Genomic DNA, 16,500 nt, shown 5'->3' with positions numbered 1-16,500 from the left:
AGCCCCGCAGTCGGCGGCCGGAGGGGAAGCTCCGTGGCTGACGCGAGGAGGAGGACGTCATGATCGATCTGCGTTCGGACACTGTCACCCGCCCGACCGAGGGAATGCGGGAGGCGATGGCCGTCGCCGAGGTGGGCGACGACGTGTACGGCGAGGACCCTACGGTCAACGCCCTGGAAGCCGAGGTCGCGGCGCTTTTCGGCCACGAGGCGGCGCTGTTCTGCCCGACCGGGACGATGGCCAACCAGATTTCGCTGCAGTTGTTGGTGCCACCCGGCGGCGAACTGCTCTGCGACGCGGACGCGCACGTGGTGACGTACGAGATCGGTGCGGCTGCCGTGTACGGCGGCATTTCGTCGCGGACCTGGCCGGCGGTCGGCGCGGCGGTTGACCCGGACGTGGTCGCTGGCATGATTCGGCCCGATGGCTACTTTGCGGTGCCTACCCGGGCGGTCGCCGTGGAGCAGACCCACAATCGGGGCGGCGGTGGGGTGATCCCGCTGGCGGCTCTGCGTGAGCTGCGTCGGGTCGCCGACGCGGCTCAGGTCGCGGTGCACTGCGACGGTGCTCGAATCTGGCACGCGCACATCGCCGACGGGGTACCGCTGGCCACCTACGGCGTGCTCTTCGACACCCTGTCGGTCTGCCTCTCCAAGGGGCTTGGCGCGCCGGTCGGCTCGCTGGTGGTCGGCAGTGCCGACAAGATCGAACGAGCTCGGTTCATCCGGAAGCGGATGGGCGGTGGTATGCGGCAGGCCGGGATCCTCGCGGCTGCCGGCCGGTACGCCCTGGCGAACCAGGTGCAGCGGCTCGCCGAGGATCACGCGAAGGCGACCCGGCTCGCCGACGCGGTTGCCCCGTTCGGGGTCTTGGCGGCCGAGGTGCATACCAACCTGGTCCCGTTGGATCTCACCAAGGCACCGATGAACGCGCACACCTTCGCCGCAGCGGCCCGTGCGGAAGGGGTGCTGGTCAGTGTGCTCGGCCCGGATACCGCCCGCCTGGTCACCCATCTGGGTGTGGACGATGCGGCGATCAACCGCGCGATCGACGTCCTCACCCGCGCCCTGCGTGCCTGATCCGTACCGCCGGTCGGTCAGCTACGCAGTCGCTTGAGAACGGCCACGTCGCCGGCGTGGCCCACGTGCTTCTCGGTGGGGGTCTCCACCACCGTCGGCACCCCGGAGGTCGCCGGGTGGTGCATCAGTTCGGCGAAGGCTGGCTCCCCGATGGTGCCCTTGCCGATGTTCTCGTGTCGGTCCCGGGTGGAGCCGCAGAGGTCCTTCGAGTCGTTGGCGTGTACCAGCCGTAGCCGGTCCGCCCCTACGGTGGCTACCAGCGTGTCGAGCGTGGCGGTCATGCCACCTTCGACGGACAGGTCGTGCCCGGCGGCCCAGGCATGGCAGGTGTCGAAGCAGACACCGAGCCAAGGGTGCCGGTCCACCGCATCCAGGTAGGGGCCGAGTTGTTCTACCCGGGCGGCGAGCGAGCGCCCGCCACCGGCGCTCGGCTCGACCAGCAGCATCGGCCCGTCTGTGTCACCGGCGGTGTCCAGCAGTGGCAGCAGCACTTCCCGGACCTGGCGCATTGCCGTGTCGGCGTACCCGGCGTCCACCGCGCTGCCGGCGTGGAACACCACCCCCTGGGCGCCGATCGCTGTCCCTCGGCGTAGCGCGTGTGCCAGCGTCTGCGTTGACCGCTCCACGGTCGCCGCGGTGGGCGAGCCGAGGTTGACCAGCAGGGACGCGTGGATGAACACCGGGACACCACGCTCGGCGCAGCCGGCGCGAAACAGTGCGTCCTGCGTCGGGTTGCCGGGTGGCAATGCCCAGCCCCGCGAGTTGGAAACGTAGACCTGGGCGACCTCGGCGCCCGTCGCGTCCAGGTAGGGCAGGGCGGCTTTCGCCAGCCCGCCCCCGGTCGGTGTGTGCGCGCCGACCGGTCGCACGGCCGCCGTCACAGGCAGCCGAGGGTGATCTGGGTACCGGGTGGTACCTGGGAGTTCTCGCCGGGAGTCTGGAACCGGACGGTGCCGTTCTGGTTGAACTGCACCGCGACCGGGAAGGACTGCCCCTCCAGCACCTGCTTGGCCTGCTGGCACGGCATGCCGATCACGCGGGGGACGACAACCTGCGGTGGGCCCTGGCTGACCTCCAGGCTGACCTTCGCCCCCTTCTCCACGCCGGCGCCGTCGGCTGGACTCTGCCCGATGACCTCGTTCTTGGGTTTGTCGGACTCCTTCACCGTCGGCGGTTCCACGAGTACCAGCCCGAGCTGGTTCAGGATCGAACGGGCCTCGTTCAAGGGCTTGCCGACCAGGTTCGGCACCGAGATGGGCGCCCTGCCTTTGCTCAGAGTTACCGTGACCTCGTGTCCGGGCTTGACCTCGGTGCCCGCCTCCGGGTCGGTGGCGACCACCATGCCCTCCGGTAGGCTGTTGTGGTAGCTGGTGGAACCCTTGATCACTTCCAGGCCGGCCGCGGTCAGGTCGGTCGAGGCCAACTCGAACTCTTTGCCGACGACATCCGGCACCGCGAACTGCTCGGGGCCCAGCGAGAGGGTGAGGGTGATCGTGCCACCCTTCACGATGCGGGAGGTGGAGGCCGGATCCTGGGACAGGACGGCGTCTTTCGGCACCTGATCGTCGTGGCGCGGGTCGGCGTATCGGAGGACCAAACCGGCCCGTTTCGCCTGCGCCTCCGCGGCGGCCTGGTCCAGGCTCACCAGCTCTGGGGCCTGGGTGAATCGGCCGACGCCGACCCACCAGCCACCCACCGCGGCAATCAGCCCCAGCATCACGACGACAGCGGCCACCGCAAGTCGGCCGCGCTGCTCACCCATCAGCCGACCGGGCAGCGGGGCCAACCGGGACCAGACACTCTCGTTGTCGACCGCCCGGCGTCGGCCACCCCGCGGGGCCTCCTCGGGTAACCGGGCCCAGGCAGGGCGCTGCGCCGGCTGTACGGCCGCGACCACCATGGTCGGGTCACTCACCGGGGGCCTCTCGGTCACCCGGCGTAGCACCGTGGTGTGGGTATTCGGGTTGCCCAACCCCTCCCGAGCTGCCTGTACCTGGGTGAGCAGCGCACCGGCGTCGGCCGGGCGGGCGGCGGGATCGCGCCGGGTGGCGCGGATGACCAGGTCGTCGAGGGCCTTCGGTAGCCCCGGTACCAGGGTCGACGGTGCCGGCACATCCTGTCGGACATGCTGCCAGGCCACCTCGACCGGGCGATGGCCGTCATACGGCACCCGGCCGGTGAGCATCTCGAACAGCACGATGCCCGCGGAATAGACGTCGGTGCGCGGGTCGGCGTGCCCATCGGTCACCAGCTCCGGTGCCACATAGGCGATCGTGGCCATCAACTGGTTGGCCTGCGCGTCGTCGGCGCTCGCCTCCACCGCCTGAGCCAATCCGAAATCAGCGACCTTCACCACGCTGTCGACCAGGTTGGCCGCACCTCCGGTCGGTGCCTCGGCGACCAGCACGTTTTCCGGTTTGACATCCCGGTGGACGAGCCCGGCCCGGTGCGCGGCGGCGATCGCGGCGAGCATCTGTTCGGTGATCGCGAGCACCTCGTCGGGGTTGAGCCGGTGCCGTTCGGTGAGCACGTCGCGCAGCGTGCGCCCGCGCACGTACTCCATGACCAGGTATGGCCGGTCGGCGTGGATGCCCTGGTCGTAGACCGCGACGACGTTGGGGTGGGTCAGCCGGGCGATGGTCTTCGCCTCGTCGGCGAAACGGTCCACGAAGCCCGCTGTCCGCCCCTGGGCCTCCGGACCCGGTGCGGGATGGATGATCTTGACTGCGATGGTGCGATCGAGGCGCTCGTCGGTTGCGGTGTATACAGTCGCCATGCCACCCCGGGCGACCCGACCGCGGATGCGGTAGCGCCCGTCGATCAGTGAGCCCAGCAACGTGTCGGCGACCTGTGTGTCCATCGGCAGGAAGTCTATGTGTCCAGGGGTAGGTGGTTGGACACCGATGCTACAGGCCGGCAGTGACGTTTTGAATCCGGTGACCCACCAGACGGCCGTTTTTGCAGCTCCGGTCGGTGCGCCACGGCCCGGATCCGGGCCGTGGGGGCGCTCGCCCGATGCCGGAGCGGCGTGGCAGGGTGGTCGGGTGACCGACTCCGTACCCGCTGGCGAGCCCGCCGTGAGCCCTGCCGCCGAACCGACCGCGTGGCTGACCCTGCCGGCCGTCGCCGAGCGCCTCGACCTGACGATCAGCAAGGTCCACCAGATGATCCGGGACCGGGAGCTGATCGCGGTCCGCCGAGACGGTGCCCGTCGGGTGCCGGCGGACCTGGTGGCGACCCGAGGGGCGCTCAAGCATCTACCCGGGGTGCTGAACCTCCTCGCCGACGCCGGCTACGACGATGAAGAGATCCTGCGTTGGCTCTACCAGCCCGATGACACCCTGCCCGGCGGCACCGCCGCCGTGGCGCTGGCCGGCGATCAGGCCCGCGAGGTCAAACGTCGCGCCCAAGCCCTCGGTTTCTGACTCGGGGTTCCCCGCCCGGTCCGGTCGAGGTCCGGCCGGATGGGGCGGGGGGGTCAGGCAGGGCGGCGGGTGGCGGCGATGGCGAGGTCGGCCAAGGCCTGGTGCGCCTCGGTGTCGAGGTCAACGGTGGACAGTGCGGCGAGCGCGGTGTCGGTGAGCTCCTGGATCCGCTGCTCGGCGCGGCCGAGCGCGCCGCTGGCTCCGATCAGCTCCCGCAGCCGGGCCACCCCGGCGTCGTCGAGGTTGGCGTCGCCGAGGCCGTCGAGCAGCACCTCCCGGTCCGCGGTGCCGGCCATCTCCAACGCGGCCGCCACCAGGTAGGTCCGCTTTCCCTCGCGGAGGTCGTCGCCGGCTGGTTTACCGGTCTGCGCCGGGTCACCAAAGATCCCCAGCACATCGTCGCGCAGCTGGAAGGCCTCACCCAGCGGCAGCCCGTACGCCGAGTACGCCGCGTGGACCTCGGGGCTGGCGTCGGCCAGTGCGGCGCCGAGTAGCAACGGGCGTTCGACGGTGTACTTCGCCGACTTGTAGCGAGCGACCTTCCCGGCCCGCTCGACCGACGTGTCCCCGGTGGCCTGGGTCAGTACGTCGAGGTACTGGCCCACGGTGACCTCGGTCCGCATCTGGTCGAATACCGGCCGTGCCCGGGCGGTGGTGCGCGGGTCCAGTCCGGCGGAGTGCAGCAGCTCATCCGACCAGACCAGGCACAGGTCACCCAGGAGAATGGCCGCCGCCTCACCGAAGCCGTCCGCGTCTCCGTCCCAGTCCGCCGACCGGTGCCGGGCGGCGAACCGCAGGTGCACCGCCGGCTCACCCCGCCGGGTGTCCGAACGATCGATCAGATCGTCGTGAATCAAGGCGCTGGCCTGCACGAACTCCAACGCGGCCAGGGCGGTCGTCACCTGTTCGGTGTCGATTCCACCGGCGCCCCGGTAGCCCCAGTAGGCGAAGGCGGGCCGTAGCCGCTTGCCGCCGCCGAGGACGAATGCCTCGACCGCGTCGGCCAACGGGGCGAGGGAGGCGTCGACATCGGTCATCCAGGCACGTCGGGTCACCAGGAAGTCGGCCAGCGCCTTGTTGACGCGTTGCCGAAGCCCGGCACGGTCCACCGGGGAGACAGGAGCAGCGTAGGTCACGCCCTGACGCTAGCCGGTCGCGACGGCCGGTTACCCACCGGCGGCCTGGCGACGCGCCGGGCCCGGTCGGGCGGTGTCGACTGTGCCGTGTTGCGGGGTGTCGGCCGTACCGTACCCCTTGTCATCGTTTGCGACGGGGGAAGGTCTAGGGATCGCGGCCCGGCGCCGCTAGAGTCATGGCGTGGCGCTTGGTCTTCCATCGGTTCTCCCCAATCCGCAGTCGGCGATCGGGGAGCTGATCCGCGACCGCCGGCCGACCTTCTCCTTCGAGTTCATGCCCCCGAAGACAGCGCAGGGCGAGCGGCTGCTCTGGCAGGCCATCCGGGAGCTGGAGTCGCTGCGCCCGTCGTTCGTCTCGATCACCTACGGCGCCGGTGGCTCAACTCGGGACACGACCGTGGCGGTTACCGAACGGGTAGCTACCGAGACCACGCTGCTGCCGATGGCGCACCTGACCGCAGTCAACCACTCGGTGGCCGAGCTGCGGCACGTGATCGGGCGGTTGGCCGCTGCGGGCGTGCGGAACGTGCTCGCCGTGCGCGGCGACCCGCCCGGCGACCCCACCGGCGAGTGGATCCCCCACCCGGATGGCGTGGACTACGCGGAGGACCTGGTCCGCCTGGTCCGCGACGCCGGTGACTTCAGCGTTGGCGTTGCCGCCTTCCCGTACAAGCACCCCCGCTCGCCCGACATCGACTCCGACACGGCGTACTTCGTCCGCAAGTGCCGGGCCGGAGCCGAGTTTGCGATCACTCAGATGTTCTTCGACGCGGACGAGTACCTTCGACTGCGGGACCGGGTGGTAGCGGCGGGCTGTGCCACGCCGATTATCCCGGGCGTGATGCCGGTAACGAAGGTCAGCACCATCGAGCGGTCGGAGCAGCTCTCCGGCGCGCCTTTCCCGCCGGCCCTGGCCGCACGCTTCGAGCGGGTCGCGGACGACCCGGAGGCAGTCCGCCAGCTCGGCGTCGAGCAGGCCAGCGAGATGTGCCAGCGGCTGCTGGACGAGGGTGTTCCCGGCATCCACTTCATCACCTTCAACCGGTCCACCGCGACCCGGGAGATCTGGCGGAATCTGCGAGTCAGTACCCCCGGGTGAGCAGACGCGCCACGACACCGCGCGATCGGTGCGACGGTTGATCCGTGGTGGGCAGACAGCTGAACTGGGACCAGTACGCCACGGCCTGGGCGCGCCTGCACGGTGGGTTCGATCCACGCGCCGCAGCCCCGCCGGTCCGGGCCTGGCTGCGCCTCGCGTACCACGGGGGCTACGTGCTGGGTCGGCTACGGGTCGCCCCGACCGCGGTGACCGTCGCCGGGGTGCTGCTCTGCCTCGGCGTGCCGCTGGTCGTGGTACGCCCGCAGGACGGGCCCTTTCTCGGCGCGTTGCTGGTGCTGTTCGCCTCGGTGGCGGACAGTCTCGACGGCGCGGTCGCGGTGGCGAGCAACCGCACCACCCGGCTCGGGTACGTCTACGACTCGGTGGCCGACCGGCTCGGTGAGGCGGCCTGGCTGGTCGCGTTCTGGCTGCTCGGCGCGCCGGGCGCACTGGTGGTCGCCGGTGGTGCGCTCTCCTGGCTGCACGAGTACGTGCGGGCCCGGGCGACCTCCGCCGGAATGCGAGAGGTCGGTGCGGTGACCGTGGGGGAGCGGCCGACCCGGGTCGTGGTGGCCCTCGTCGGCCTGCTGTTGGCCGGGCTGGCGGGGCTGATCGCGCCGGACCTGACCGCGGGCACCAGCACCATGGCGAGCGCGGTCTGGGCGTTGCTGGCCGGCTTCGGCCTCGGACAGCTACTGGCCGCCGTCCGGGGCGCACTGATCAACGCCAGTTGACGCTCGCGCCCCACCGGAGGCGCGCCAGCGAAGCCGGGACCCCGCGGGTAGGCGGTGGCGAGGCCGGACCCCGCGGTGGCGAGGCCGGACCCCGCGGGTAGGCGGTGGCGGATCGGGCCGGCCCGCTACCAGGCAGGGCCGATGGAGTCGGCGACGATTTGGGCGGAGAGGGCGACCATCGGCAGCCCGCCGCCCGGGTGGCAGGAGCCACCGACCAGCCACAGCCCGCGGACCGGCCCCCGATTGGGCGGGCGGAGCAGGCCGCCCGTGGTGCCGTAGATGGCTCCGCCCGGTGCGCCCGTCGCACTGCCCAGATCGGCCGGCGTACGGATCTCCCGGAACAGCAGCCGGTTCCGTACGTCCACCCCCCGCGCGGCCAACACGTCCAGGATCCGGTCCGCGTACGCCTCGGCGAGGCCGGGGCGTCGCCAGTCGACAGCATCGGCGGCGGTGCCCTGCCGAGCGGCGTTGACCAGCACGAACCACGCCTCGTGCCCAGCCGGGCGGACCGTCTCGTCGGCGGCCACGGTGACGAAGACCGCCGGGTCCGGGGCCGGGCGCGCCCGAACCCCCCGCCCGGGCGCCCCGAAGACCGCGTCGAACTCGCTGTCGTAGGCGTCGGGGAAGAAGACGTTGTGGTGGGCCAGCCCGGTGTCCCCGCGTACGCCGAGCAGCAGCACGAAGCCGGCGAGGCTGCGGTCGGTCAGCGCGGCCAGCCGTCGTGGGGTGGGCAGCAGGTCCCGGTAGAGGGTGAGCGCGTCAACGTTGGACACCACCACATCGGCCGGCACGGGGGCGTGCACGCCGGCGAGGCGTACGCCGTGCACCCGTCCGCCCGCCGCGTCGATCCGGGTGACCCGGACGCCGGTCCTTACCACCACCCCGAGATCCAGGCAGCGGGTCAGCAGGGCGTCGGCGAGGGTGCCCAGTCCGCCGCGGAGGTACCAGCCGCCGAAGGCCAGCTCGGCGTAGGGGACGGCGACGAGGGCCGCCGGTGCCCGGCGCGGGTCAGTTCCGGCGTACGTCGCGTACCGGTCGAGCAGCATCTGGAGCCGGGGGTCGGACAGGTGGGCGCGGCCCAGTCCCCGTAGCGTGCGGCCCGGCCCGACAGCGGCCAGGTCGCCCAGCCGCCAGGCCAGCATCGCCAGGTCTCGGGGCGAGTCGACCCGGCGGCGCAGGATATCCCGTTCCGAGGCCGTCCAGACCCGCTCGGCACGCCGCCAGAGGCGCCGCCACTGGTCGGCGGCCCGCTCGCCGAAGGCCGCGCGGATGCGGGCGGCGAACTCGTCGGAGTCGGCGCACGAATCAAGCGTTGGTCCACCGTGGGGGAAGACGTGTCGCACGATCGGGTCGAGCGGGACCGGGTCCAGGTATTCGTCCAGTTTTGCCCCGGTGGCCTCGAACAGGTCGTGGAATACCTGGGGCAGGGTCAGCAGGCTGGGACCGGTGTCGAAGTGGAAGGGGCCGGCGGGCGTGTCGCGTACGTACCGGCCGAGCTTGCCGCCCACCGTGTCACCCTGCTCCAGGAGGGTGACCTGGTGCCCGGTGGTGGCCAGCCGGGCGGCGGTGGCCAGGCCACCCACCCCGGCGCCGACGATCACGATCCGCGCCATGGCGCGCCTCCTAGCCGACCGGACGGCCCCGCCAGCTCAGGCGCCGTCGCTTCCGCAGATGGTACGACCGCAGGGTCAGCCAACCGAGAACCGCTACCGACGCGGGGTGCCCCAACGCGTCCGGCCACCACCGACCGCCGGTTGCCCGGGCGCTGACCACCCGCCCGGCGACCCCGAGTAGGTAGGCCCCGGCGGCGACGGCGGCTGTCCCCGGCGCACCGCCGATCAGCGCGGCCACGGCGACCAGCACCGGGACGGTGTAGAGCAGCAGCAGCAGCGCGACCACCGTGGCCGCCGCCGAGGGACGACCGAACGAGGCCCACAGCGACTTCGAGTAGCCGTCGCGCAGCTGTGGCCAGTCGTCGTACATCCGGCAGGTGGCCAGCTGTGAGCCGTCGGCGAGGGCGATCTGGCCGCCGGACCGCTTGACCGCCCGGGCCAACCCGACATCCTCCAGAACCTGGTCGGACACCGCCGCGTGTCCACCGGCGGCGGTGTATCCGGCCCGGTCCACGACCAGGAACTGCCCACCGGCCGCGGCCAGGGACGGCCGGGCCGACCGTTCCATCGCGGGCAGCGGCAGGAACGTCAGCCACAACCACTGCAACAACGGCTGAACCAGCCGGTCGGCCACCGTCGTGACCAGGATCCGGGGGTACGGCGACAGCAACGCCACCCGCGCGGCCCGTAGCTCGCCGACCGCCGCGGCCACGGCGTGGGGGGCGAGCGCCACGTCGGCGTCGACGAAGACCAGCACGGTGGCGGCCGGGTCGGCCCGGGCGGCGAGTTGCCAGCAGGCGTGCGGCTTGCCCAGCCAACCCGGCGGTGGAGCGTCGCCGTCGAGCAGGGTGACCCGGGGGTCGTCGCCGGCGACCGTGCGGACGACCTCGCGGGTGCCGTCGGTCGACCCGTCGTCGAGCACCACGATCTGTAGCTGCGGCACACCGCGCTGGGCCAGCAGCGCGCGCAGGCATGGGGCGACTCGGGCGGCCTCGTTGCGCAGCGGCAGCAGCACCGCCACCGGTTCGGTCACCGTCGCCGACGTCCCGACCGGGCGGCGCAGCCAACGGCCCGCGTTGACCAGGGTGTGTGTGGTCAGCGCGGCCACGCTGACCAGGATCGCCAGCAACAGGATCATGTCGGCGCCCCAGCTCGGTGGGGGCCGGCGGTGCGACACCGGGCCGGATCGCTCATACCGACGTGTCGGCGCGCCGCCGCCGGTCCGCTGGCGTCCTCTGGCCGCGTCGGGGCAGCAGCGTCGGCCGGAGTCGCCGGGGCAGCAGCGTCACCGCCAGCGGCACCGCGGTCAGCGCCATAACCGCGGCGCCCCACCCGGCCGAGGCGGGCAGGCCGAGGAAGACGGCGTGGGCCAGCACGCTGGAGCCGTACGTCCACAGATAGAGCGCGAGCATCGGAGCGTCGCGGCTGTCGGTGGTGGCCACGGCGGTGCCGGCCAGTGGCCGCAGGGCGGCCATCACCAGCACCGCGAAGAGCAGCCAGCCCAGGTAGTTGCTGACGGGGATGCCGGGCAGGCCGGGCAGCGCGGGGGTGGCGTTCCGCCAGACCCAGTGCCCCTCGGCGACCATCTGCGGGTCGAGGAAGAGGTCCCAGGCGGCCAGCCCGACCGCTGCCAGTGCGATTCGGCGGACAGCCGGCCCGGTGCCCCCGGCCGGCCCACCCCCGGTGAGGTGGACCGCGGTCAGCCAGGCGGGCCAGGCCATCCAGGTCCAGGCGAGGGGGATGATCAGCGGTACCCCGGCCAGCTTCGGCCCGAGCTGTTCCGCGTAGTCGTAGCTGCCGAACGGGAACCCGGTGGCCACCCCGAGCGCCTCGATCGCGAAGCCACCGCCGGTGACCACGGCGAGCAACGCCGTCGCCGTCCGAGGACCCCGGCTGAGCAGCGCGTGGCCGACCGAGAGCAGGTAGCCGAGCAGGACTGTGGCGACGGTCAGCCGGGCCCGGGTCTGCCCCGTGGTCAGGGGGTAGCAGATCTGCACCAGCACCAGCACGGCAAACAGCGCCCAGACGGTCCGGAGGGCCGGCCCCGGCAGGGCGGTGGGCCGGGTCATGTGGGTGCTCTCCCGGCGGGGGTGGGGGAAGGGAGCGGCAGGTCCCGACCGAGTACCCCGAACAGGCGTTCGTCACCGGGGAAGCGGAAGTCGCGCAGGACGTCGACGAAGCCGAAGCGTCGGTACAGTCGCCAGGCCCGGGAGTGCTGCTCGTCTGCCTCCGGGGTGGACAACAGGGTGGTGCTCCCCTCCGCTATCCCGAGCAGGGCGCGCAGCTGGCTGGCGCCCAGCCCGTGCCCCTGCGCGGGTGGTCGGACGTGTAGCTCGACCACCTCGAAGCAGCTGGCCAGCCAGCGGCGGCGGGTGGCCGGGTCCAGCATCCGCCCCACCTGGTCGTGCCACCACTGGCCGGGCTTCCCGTGGTACCCGTAGCCGAATCCGGCCAGGTGGCCTTCGGAGGTGAGGCTGACGACAGCGCGGAAACCGGGGCGGCGGACGTGGGAGGCGATGTAGCCGCGCCGCGCCCTGAGTAGATCGGCGCGGTACCCCATCGCCTCGCCGTAGACGGTCACCACGTCGTCCAGCCGCCGAACGAGGTCGTCCGGTGTCCACCGCACCAGCCTCATGCCGTCCCCACCTTCGTTCCGCCGTCCGTGGTCCAGTCCAGCACCGTCCGGTCACCGACCACATCGCGCACCTCGAACCGGGCGAAGAGCTCCTCCGCGTACCACCCCTCGGTGGGGGTTCGCCTGATCGCGGCACGATGCTCGGGGTGACGGTACGCGAATGCGACCAGCTCCGCCGGGGTGCGCCACACGCTGACCGTGCCCTGCCAGCCCAGCGGTGCCTCGCCGACGCCGAAGCGGGCGAGCAGGCCGGGTGCGGTGTGCAGCGCGCGGGCCACCGGGGGTACCGCCTGCCAGAAGGTGACCGCCCGGGTGGGGCGGAGCCGGGCCCGGGTCAGTGCCAGCACCGGGCCGTTGGATCGCCCGCCTGGCGGGTCGCCGAACGGCTGCCGGCCGGACCACGCGCCCCGGCTGGTGAGCGGGCGTAGGTCGATTCGGACGGCGGCATGGGCGATGCGTGCCCAGGCCCGTCCCACCGGGGAGCCGGCGAAGCCGGTGGCCGCGGCGGGGGAGTCCCACACGGTCAACGCCGCCCACCGGGTCAGGTCCGCGTCGCGGGGACCGAAGCCGGTGCCGGTCCCGGTGCCGAGCAGTTTGGCGAAGCGGACGCCGGGCAGCGCGCGGAGCCGGCGCGGGTCGGCTGCCATCCGGGCCAGCACCCGGGGCAGCCCAGCTCGGCTGGTCCGCCACACGTGCAGGGTGACCAACTCGGGGACCGGCGCCCGGCGGTTGACCGGGCGTGGCTCGTTCGACAAGCCCGCTCACGCCACCTCGGCCGGTGTGCCGCCGGTTACCCGCAGCAGCTCCGGATAGGTGGTGGGGAAGACCGCGCGGGGTACGCCGCCCGCGGCCCAGATCTCGTCGTACTTGTCGAGGGTGGTGTCCACCAGGGTGCGCAGTGGCCGGGGGTGGCCGACCGGGGCGACTCCACCGATGACCTGTCCGGTGTGTTCACGGACGAACTCCGGCGTGGCCCGCCGGAGTCGGGTGACGCCGATCGCCGCGGCGAGGGCGACGGTGTCCACCCGGTGCGCTCCGGAGGTCAGCACCAGCAGCGGCCCGTCGGCTGTCTCGAAGACCAGGGAGTTGGCGATCTGCCCGATCTCGACATCGAGGGCGGCGGCGGCTGCCGCGGCGGTGTGGACGGCGTCGGGCAACAGGCGAACCAGGCTGGGTGTGCCAGCGCCGTCGCGTGCGCCAGCGCCGTCCAGCGCCTCCTGCGTCGCTCGTACTTTCGGGTGTGGGTGCATTCGGCCATTCTTCCCGGTGCGCACCGGGCGCCTTCGTTGACCACGCCAGCGGTGGTGGCCGGTGGGCGGCGAGCCCGAGGTGGCGATCACGGGCGGTCCGGCCGCCAGGTTGACTGCGGTGGGTGCGGCGGCCGGCGACCTGTCCGACGTGCGGCGACGTGTGGCACACGTTGTGTTTTTGTCGGCGGGAGGGTGTACTGTCAGCAGTAGTTAGAACGGGTGTTCGATAGCGAGGGTTTGCTTCGCATGCTCGTTCCGACAAGTCGGAGTGGTGTTTCGCGGCGCCGCTCCGGGCGGGTGCGGCGCCGCGGGTCGCGCCCAGGGCCGTGGGCGGTCGCGAGCCCCGGCCCGTCAGGCGGGAGCGTCGCCCGCCGCCCTCGACCCCCGGCGGCGGGCGACGAACCTGCTGGTCATGCCGGCCGGGTGTGGTGTGGGGAAGCGTCCATGCCCGGCTGGCCCCGCCGGTGCGTCTTTCTCCGCACCACTCGACCCGGCGGTCCGCCGGCGGCTCAGGTCCGTCGGGGTGGCGCCTCGGCCCCTGGAGGAGACAGCGCATGCCGATCAACCCAGCTCCCGTGCCGTCGGTGCCGGCTCACGTACTGCCGCAGCGCACCCCTGTCCAGCTCCTCGCGGTGGCCCGTTGCGGGCTCGTCGAAGCTGCCCGTACCGGCCCCGACGGTCTCCGCTACGCGGCGGCCCACCTGGCGGCTCTGCGGGCCGCCGCGGCGCTGCTCGCCGTCCACGCTCGCCCCGTGCCGACTCGGCGTAGCCGGGCTACCAGCGTCTGGGTCCTGCTCTCCGGTGTCGCCCCCGAGCTCGGCGAGTGGGCCCGGTTCTTTGCCCTGGCGGCCGGTAAGCGCGCCGCTGCCGAGGCCGGCATCCCACGGGTCGTCACCGCCCGGGAGGCCGACGACCTGCTGCGTGCCGCCGAGGAGTTCGTGCTGGTGGTGGCGGTCGCATTGGGTGTGGTGCAAGCGCCGTCCCCTGAGGGTCGGGCGGCCTGAGTCGCGGCGACGCCGAGGGTGCTGGTAACAGCAGAGGGATTCTTCCGCCAAGTCCGTTTTGTGAGTTCTTGAGCTATTTGTAATGCGCTGGTCCAGCAGTACAACAGCACGACAGGGGGTAGGTCCGATGGCGGGCCGAATGGTGGTCGGTTCCGCCGCGTTGGCGGGTCTGGTGCGTCCGGCGAGTGCGCCGGACCCGATCGGGGGGCAGCGGGTGCTGCCGGTCGCCCCCGAGCTGACCGGCCTGCTGCCCAACCGGGGGCTACGCCGCGGCAGCACGATTTCGGTCGCCGCTGGCCAGCCCCGGCACAGCGGCGCCACCTCCCTGGCCTTGGCGCTGCTCGCCGAGGCGTCCCGGGCCGGCTCGTGGTGCGCCGTGGTCGGGGTGCCGACCCTCGGGGCGGTCGCCGCCGCCGAGCTCGGGATCGCCCTGGACCGGCTCGCCCTCGTGCCGCATCCAGGACCCGAGTGGGCCACCGTCGTCGCCACGCTGATCGATGGGGTGGACGTCGTGGTCGCCGCCGTCCCGGCCGCAGTGTCCGCATCGGTCGCCAGTCGACTGGCGGCGCGGGCCCGGCAGCGGGGCAGCGTCCTCGTCCCGTACGGACGGTGGGACGGCGCCGACCTGACCCTTCGGGTGACCCGGGGAGTCTGGCAGGGAGTCGGTGTCGGCCGGGGCCGGCTGCGGCGGCGGGAGGTCACCGTGGCGGCGCGGGGGCGGGGCGCCGCCACCCGTCCCCGGGAGGTGACGATCTGGCTGCCCGGTACTGGTTCGACCCAGGTGGTTCCGGAATCGACCGGTGGCACCCGGGCGGCTTCGCCCACTGGGCGTTCCGGTGCCGGGCGGCTCCGGGCGGTGCCACCGGCCACCGACGCGTCCGGGCCGCTCACCCTGGCTGGTTCGGCATGACCGGGCTCCGCACGATGGTGCTCTGGTGCCCGGACTGGCCGGTGGTCGCCGCTGAGCTGGTGGAGGGGGTGCCCAGCACCGACCCGGTCGCGGTACTGCACGCCAACCGGGTGGTCGTCTGCTCCGAGCCGGCCCGGGCCGAGGGAGTGCGTCGAGGACTACGGCGGCGGGAGGCGCAGAGTCGCTGCCCCCGACTCACTGTCCTCGCCCACGATCCGGCCCGGGACGCCCGGGCGTTCGAGCCGGTGGTGGCCGCAGTCGAGGAGTTGGTGGCCGGGGTGGCGGTGGTCCGCCCCGGGATGTGCGCGGTACCGGCCCGGGGCCCGGCCCGCCACCTCGGCGGTGAGGAGGTGGCGGCGGAGCGAATCATCGAGCACGTCGCCCAGACCTGTGCGGTGGAGAGCCAGGTCGGCATCGCCGACGGGGAGTTCGCCGCCGGGCTGGCCGCCCGCAGCGGCCGGGTGGTTCCCCCGGGCGGGACGCCCCGGTTCCTCGCCGACCAGCCGGTCGAGGCGCTCGGTCGACCGGCCCTGGCCGACCTGCTGCGTCGGCTCGGTATCTGCGCCCTCGGCGACTTCGCCGCGCTGCCCCCCGGCGACGTGCTGGCCCGATTCGGCGCCGACGGTGCGCTGGCCCACCGGCTGACCATGGGCCGGGATCACCGCCCGCTCACGGTTCGGCAGCCCCCGGTGGACCTGACGGTCACCGCGGACCAGGACGAACCGCTCGACCGGATTGACGCGGCGGCCTTCGTCGCCCGCGCGCTGGCCGAGCGGCTGCACGACCGCCTCGCCGCGTACGGGCTGGCCTGCACCCGCCTCGGAATTGAGGCGGTGACCGCGCACGGTCAGGAACTGCACCGAACCTGGCGGCACGACGGTCTGCTCACCGCCGCCGCCATCGCCGACCGGACGCGGTGGCAGCTCGACGGGTGGCTCTCCGGTGGTCGGTCGGGTGCCGAACCGGTGCGGCCCACCGCCGGCATCGTCCGGCTACGGCTGGTGCCCGACGGGGTGGTCGCGCCGGGGGCCCTCCAGCCCGGCCTGTGGGGGGAGGCCGGGGAGGAGCGGGACCGGGCGCACCGGGCGTTGAGCCGGATCCAGGGTCTCCTTGGCCCCGAGGCGGTGGTCACCGCGGTACTCGGCGGTGGGCGCTCCCCGGCCGACCAGGTGCGCCTGGTGCCGTGGGGCGATGAACGCCGGTCGGCCCGCCCTGGGTCCCCCACGTCGGGGTGGTTGCCGGGCCGGCCGGGGGAGCCGCCGTGGCCGGGCCGGCTGCCACCGCCGGCGCCAGCGGTGGTGCTCCCCGAGCCGCTGGCCGCTACCGTGCAGGACGCCGTCGAGGAGCCCGTCGTGATCAGCGCACGCCTGGCGGTGAGTGCGGCACCGGTGTGGCTCACCATCGGGGCCGGCCGGCCGGTGGCGATCACCGGATGGGCTGGTCCATGGCCGGTTGACGAGCGGTGGTGGGAACCGGCGGCGGCCCGGCGGCGGGCCCGGTTCCAGGTCTGCCTCGCCGATGGCGCCGCCCTGCTGCTCGCGGTCGAGGGGGGCCGGTGGCTGGTGGAGGCGAGCTATGACTGATCCCGGTGGCGCCGGCGGCCCACCGATGAGTC

The 16,500-nt window shown here is 73.0% G+C and carries 16 protein-coding genes; 7 read left to right on the top strand and 9 right to left on the bottom strand.

Going from position 1 to position 16,500, the window contains the following annotated elements:
- Window positions 1-59 precede the first annotated feature (59 nt).
- Entirely contained in the window at window positions 60-1,079 is a 1,020-nt protein-coding gene (locus tag T398_RS07135; protein ID WP_496445564.1) for a threonine aldolase family protein, read from the top strand.
- A gap of 17 nt (window positions 1,080-1,096) precedes the next feature.
- Here the strand turns inward: T398_RS07135 and T398_RS07130 are convergent, their stop codons facing one another.
- Window positions 1,097-1,960 carry a deoxyribonuclease IV gene (locus tag T398_RS07130; RefSeq protein WP_496445563.1) on the bottom strand — a complete coding sequence of 288 codons (864 nt, stop codon included), beginning with the start codon at window positions 1,958-1,960 and terminating at the stop codon, window positions 1,097-1,099.
- Entirely contained in the window at window positions 1,957-3,939 is a 1,983-nt protein-coding gene (pknB, locus tag T398_RS07125) for a Stk1 family PASTA domain-containing Ser/Thr kinase (RefSeq protein WP_496445562.1), read from the bottom strand. Before pknB ends, T398_RS07130 begins: the two co-directional genes overlap by 4 nt.
- Before the next feature lie 184 nt (window positions 3,940-4,123).
- Here pknB and T398_RS07120 point away from each other — a divergent pair, with 184 nt between their 5' ends.
- Complete coding sequence (locus tag T398_RS07120) at window positions 4,124-4,504, top strand: Rv2175c family DNA-binding protein (protein WP_018726793.1); 381 nt, start codon at window positions 4,124-4,126, stop codon at window positions 4,502-4,504.
- A gap of 53 nt (window positions 4,505-4,557) precedes the next feature.
- Here T398_RS07120 and T398_RS07115 read toward each other — a convergent pair whose 3' ends face one another.
- The gene (locus tag T398_RS07115; protein ID WP_496445561.1) at window positions 4,558-5,640 is read right to left on the bottom strand and encodes a polyprenyl synthetase family protein; all 1,083 of its coding nucleotides are present in this window, start codon (window positions 5,638-5,640) and stop codon (window positions 4,558-4,560) included.
- A 181-nt stretch (window positions 5,641-5,821) separates the two neighbouring features.
- On the opposite strand from T398_RS07115, the gene metF reads away from it, so the two are divergent.
- Entirely contained in the window at window positions 5,822-6,739 is a 918-nt protein-coding gene (metF, locus tag T398_RS07110; protein WP_496445560.1) for a methylenetetrahydrofolate reductase [NAD(P)H], read from the top strand.
- 44 nt (window positions 6,740-6,783) lie between these two features.
- Window positions 6,784-7,473, top strand: a complete 690-nt coding sequence (locus tag T398_RS07105) for a CDP-alcohol phosphatidyltransferase family protein (RefSeq protein ID WP_496445559.1) — start codon at window positions 6,784-6,786, stop codon at window positions 7,471-7,473.
- Between the two features lie 125 nt (window positions 7,474-7,598).
- On the opposite strand, the gene T398_RS07100 is transcribed toward T398_RS07105, so the two are convergent.
- From T398_RS07100 to T398_RS07075, 6 genes are read right to left on the bottom strand one after another with little or no spacing between them, the layout of a single operon-like run.
- Complete coding sequence (locus T398_RS07100; RefSeq protein WP_496445558.1) at window positions 7,599-9,086, bottom strand: phytoene desaturase family protein; 1,488 nt, start codon at window positions 9,084-9,086, stop codon at window positions 7,599-7,601.
- A gap of 10 nt (window positions 9,087-9,096) precedes the next feature.
- A complete protein-coding gene (locus T398_RS07095; protein ID WP_496445557.1) occupies window positions 9,097-10,224 on the bottom strand; it encodes a glycosyltransferase family 2 protein in 1,128 nt (375 codons plus the stop codon).
- Window positions 10,225-10,276: 52 nt separating this feature from the next.
- On the bottom strand, window positions 10,277-11,155 hold the full coding sequence (locus T398_RS07090) for a carotenoid biosynthesis protein (protein WP_496445556.1): 879 nt from the start codon (window positions 11,153-11,155) through the stop codon (window positions 10,277-10,279).
- Window positions 11,152-11,721 carry a GNAT family N-acetyltransferase gene (locus T398_RS07085; RefSeq protein ID WP_496445555.1) on the bottom strand — a complete coding sequence of 190 codons (570 nt, stop codon included), beginning with the start codon at window positions 11,719-11,721 and terminating at the stop codon, window positions 11,152-11,154. The genes T398_RS07090 and T398_RS07085 overlap by 4 nt, the downstream gene beginning before the upstream one ends.
- Window positions 11,718-12,476: a monooxygenase gene (locus T398_RS07080; RefSeq protein WP_496445554.1), complete on the bottom strand. Its 759-nt coding sequence runs from the start codon at window positions 12,474-12,476 to the stop codon at window positions 11,718-11,720. Before T398_RS07080 ends, T398_RS07085 begins: the two co-directional genes overlap by 4 nt.
- Before the next feature lie 6 nt (window positions 12,477-12,482).
- On the bottom strand, window positions 12,483-12,971 hold the full coding sequence (locus T398_RS07075) for a YbaK/EbsC family protein (RefSeq protein ID WP_496445553.1): 489 nt from the start codon (window positions 12,969-12,971) through the stop codon (window positions 12,483-12,485).
- A 554-nt stretch (window positions 12,972-13,525) separates the two neighbouring features.
- On the opposite strand from T398_RS07075, the gene T398_RS07070 reads away from it, so the two are divergent.
- The 3 genes from T398_RS07070 to T398_RS07060 all read left to right on the top strand — a co-directional run bounded on the left by T398_RS07070 (window position 13,526) and on the right by T398_RS07060 (window position 16,468).
- Entirely contained in the window at window positions 13,526-13,975 is a 450-nt protein-coding gene (locus T398_RS07070) for an SAV_6107 family HEPN domain-containing protein (protein ID WP_496445552.1), read from the top strand.
- Between the two features lie 127 nt (window positions 13,976-14,102).
- The gene (gene imuA', locus T398_RS07065; RefSeq protein ID WP_496445551.1) at window positions 14,103-14,885 is read left to right on the top strand and encodes a DnaE2-dependent mutagenesis accessory factor ImuA'; all 783 of its coding nucleotides are present in this window, start codon (window positions 14,103-14,105) and stop codon (window positions 14,883-14,885) included.
- Window positions 14,882-16,468 (top strand): DNA polymerase Y family protein, encoded by a 1,587-nt coding sequence (locus tag T398_RS07060; protein WP_496445550.1) that lies wholly within the window; start codon window positions 14,882-14,884, stop codon window positions 16,466-16,468. The genes imuA' and T398_RS07060 overlap by 4 nt, the downstream gene beginning before the upstream one ends.
- The last annotated feature ends 32 nt before the right edge of the window (window positions 16,469-16,500 follow it).

It is taken from the genome of Salinispora goodfellowii (assembly GCF_059570675.1).
Note: the sequence above shows the minus strand (reverse complement) of the source record. Positions and strands in the feature narration are given on the sequence as shown.

What these genes read in the sequence shown, in the direction of transcription:
- T398_RS07135 (WP_496445564.1), top strand. Translation starts at nt 60, where the DNA reads ATGATCGATCTGCGTTCGGACACTGTCACCCGCCCGACCGAGGGAATG.
- pknB (WP_496445562.1), bottom strand. Translation starts at nt 3,939, where the DNA reads ATGGACACACAGGTCGCCGACACGTTGCTGGGCTCACTGATCGACGGG.
- T398_RS07100 (WP_496445558.1), bottom strand. Translation starts at nt 9,086, where the DNA reads ATGGCGCGGATCGTGATCGTCGGCGCCGGGGTGGGTGGCCTGGCCACC.
- T398_RS07095 (WP_496445557.1), bottom strand. Translation starts at nt 10,224, where the DNA reads ATGATCCTGTTGCTGGCGATCCTGGTCAGCGTGGCCGCGCTGACCACA.
- T398_RS07090 (WP_496445556.1), bottom strand. Translation starts at nt 11,155, where the DNA reads ATGACCCGGCCCACCGCCCTGCCGGGGCCGGCCCTCCGGACCGTCTGG.
- T398_RS07085 (WP_496445555.1), bottom strand. Translation starts at nt 11,721, where the DNA reads ATGAGGCTGGTGCGGTGGACACCGGACGACCTCGTTCGGCGGCTGGAC.
- T398_RS07075 (WP_496445553.1), bottom strand. Translation starts at nt 12,971, where the DNA reads ATGCACCCACACCCGAAAGTACGAGCGACGCAGGAGGCGCTGGACGGC.
- T398_RS07070 (WP_496445552.1), top strand. Translation starts at nt 13,526, where the DNA reads ATGCCGATCAACCCAGCTCCCGTGCCGTCGGTGCCGGCTCACGTACTG.
- imuA' (WP_496445551.1), top strand. Translation starts at nt 14,103, where the DNA reads ATGGCGGGCCGAATGGTGGTCGGTTCCGCCGCGTTGGCGGGTCTGGTG.
- T398_RS07060 (WP_496445550.1), top strand. Translation starts at nt 14,882, where the DNA reads ATGACCGGGCTCCGCACGATGGTGCTCTGGTGCCCGGACTGGCCGGTG.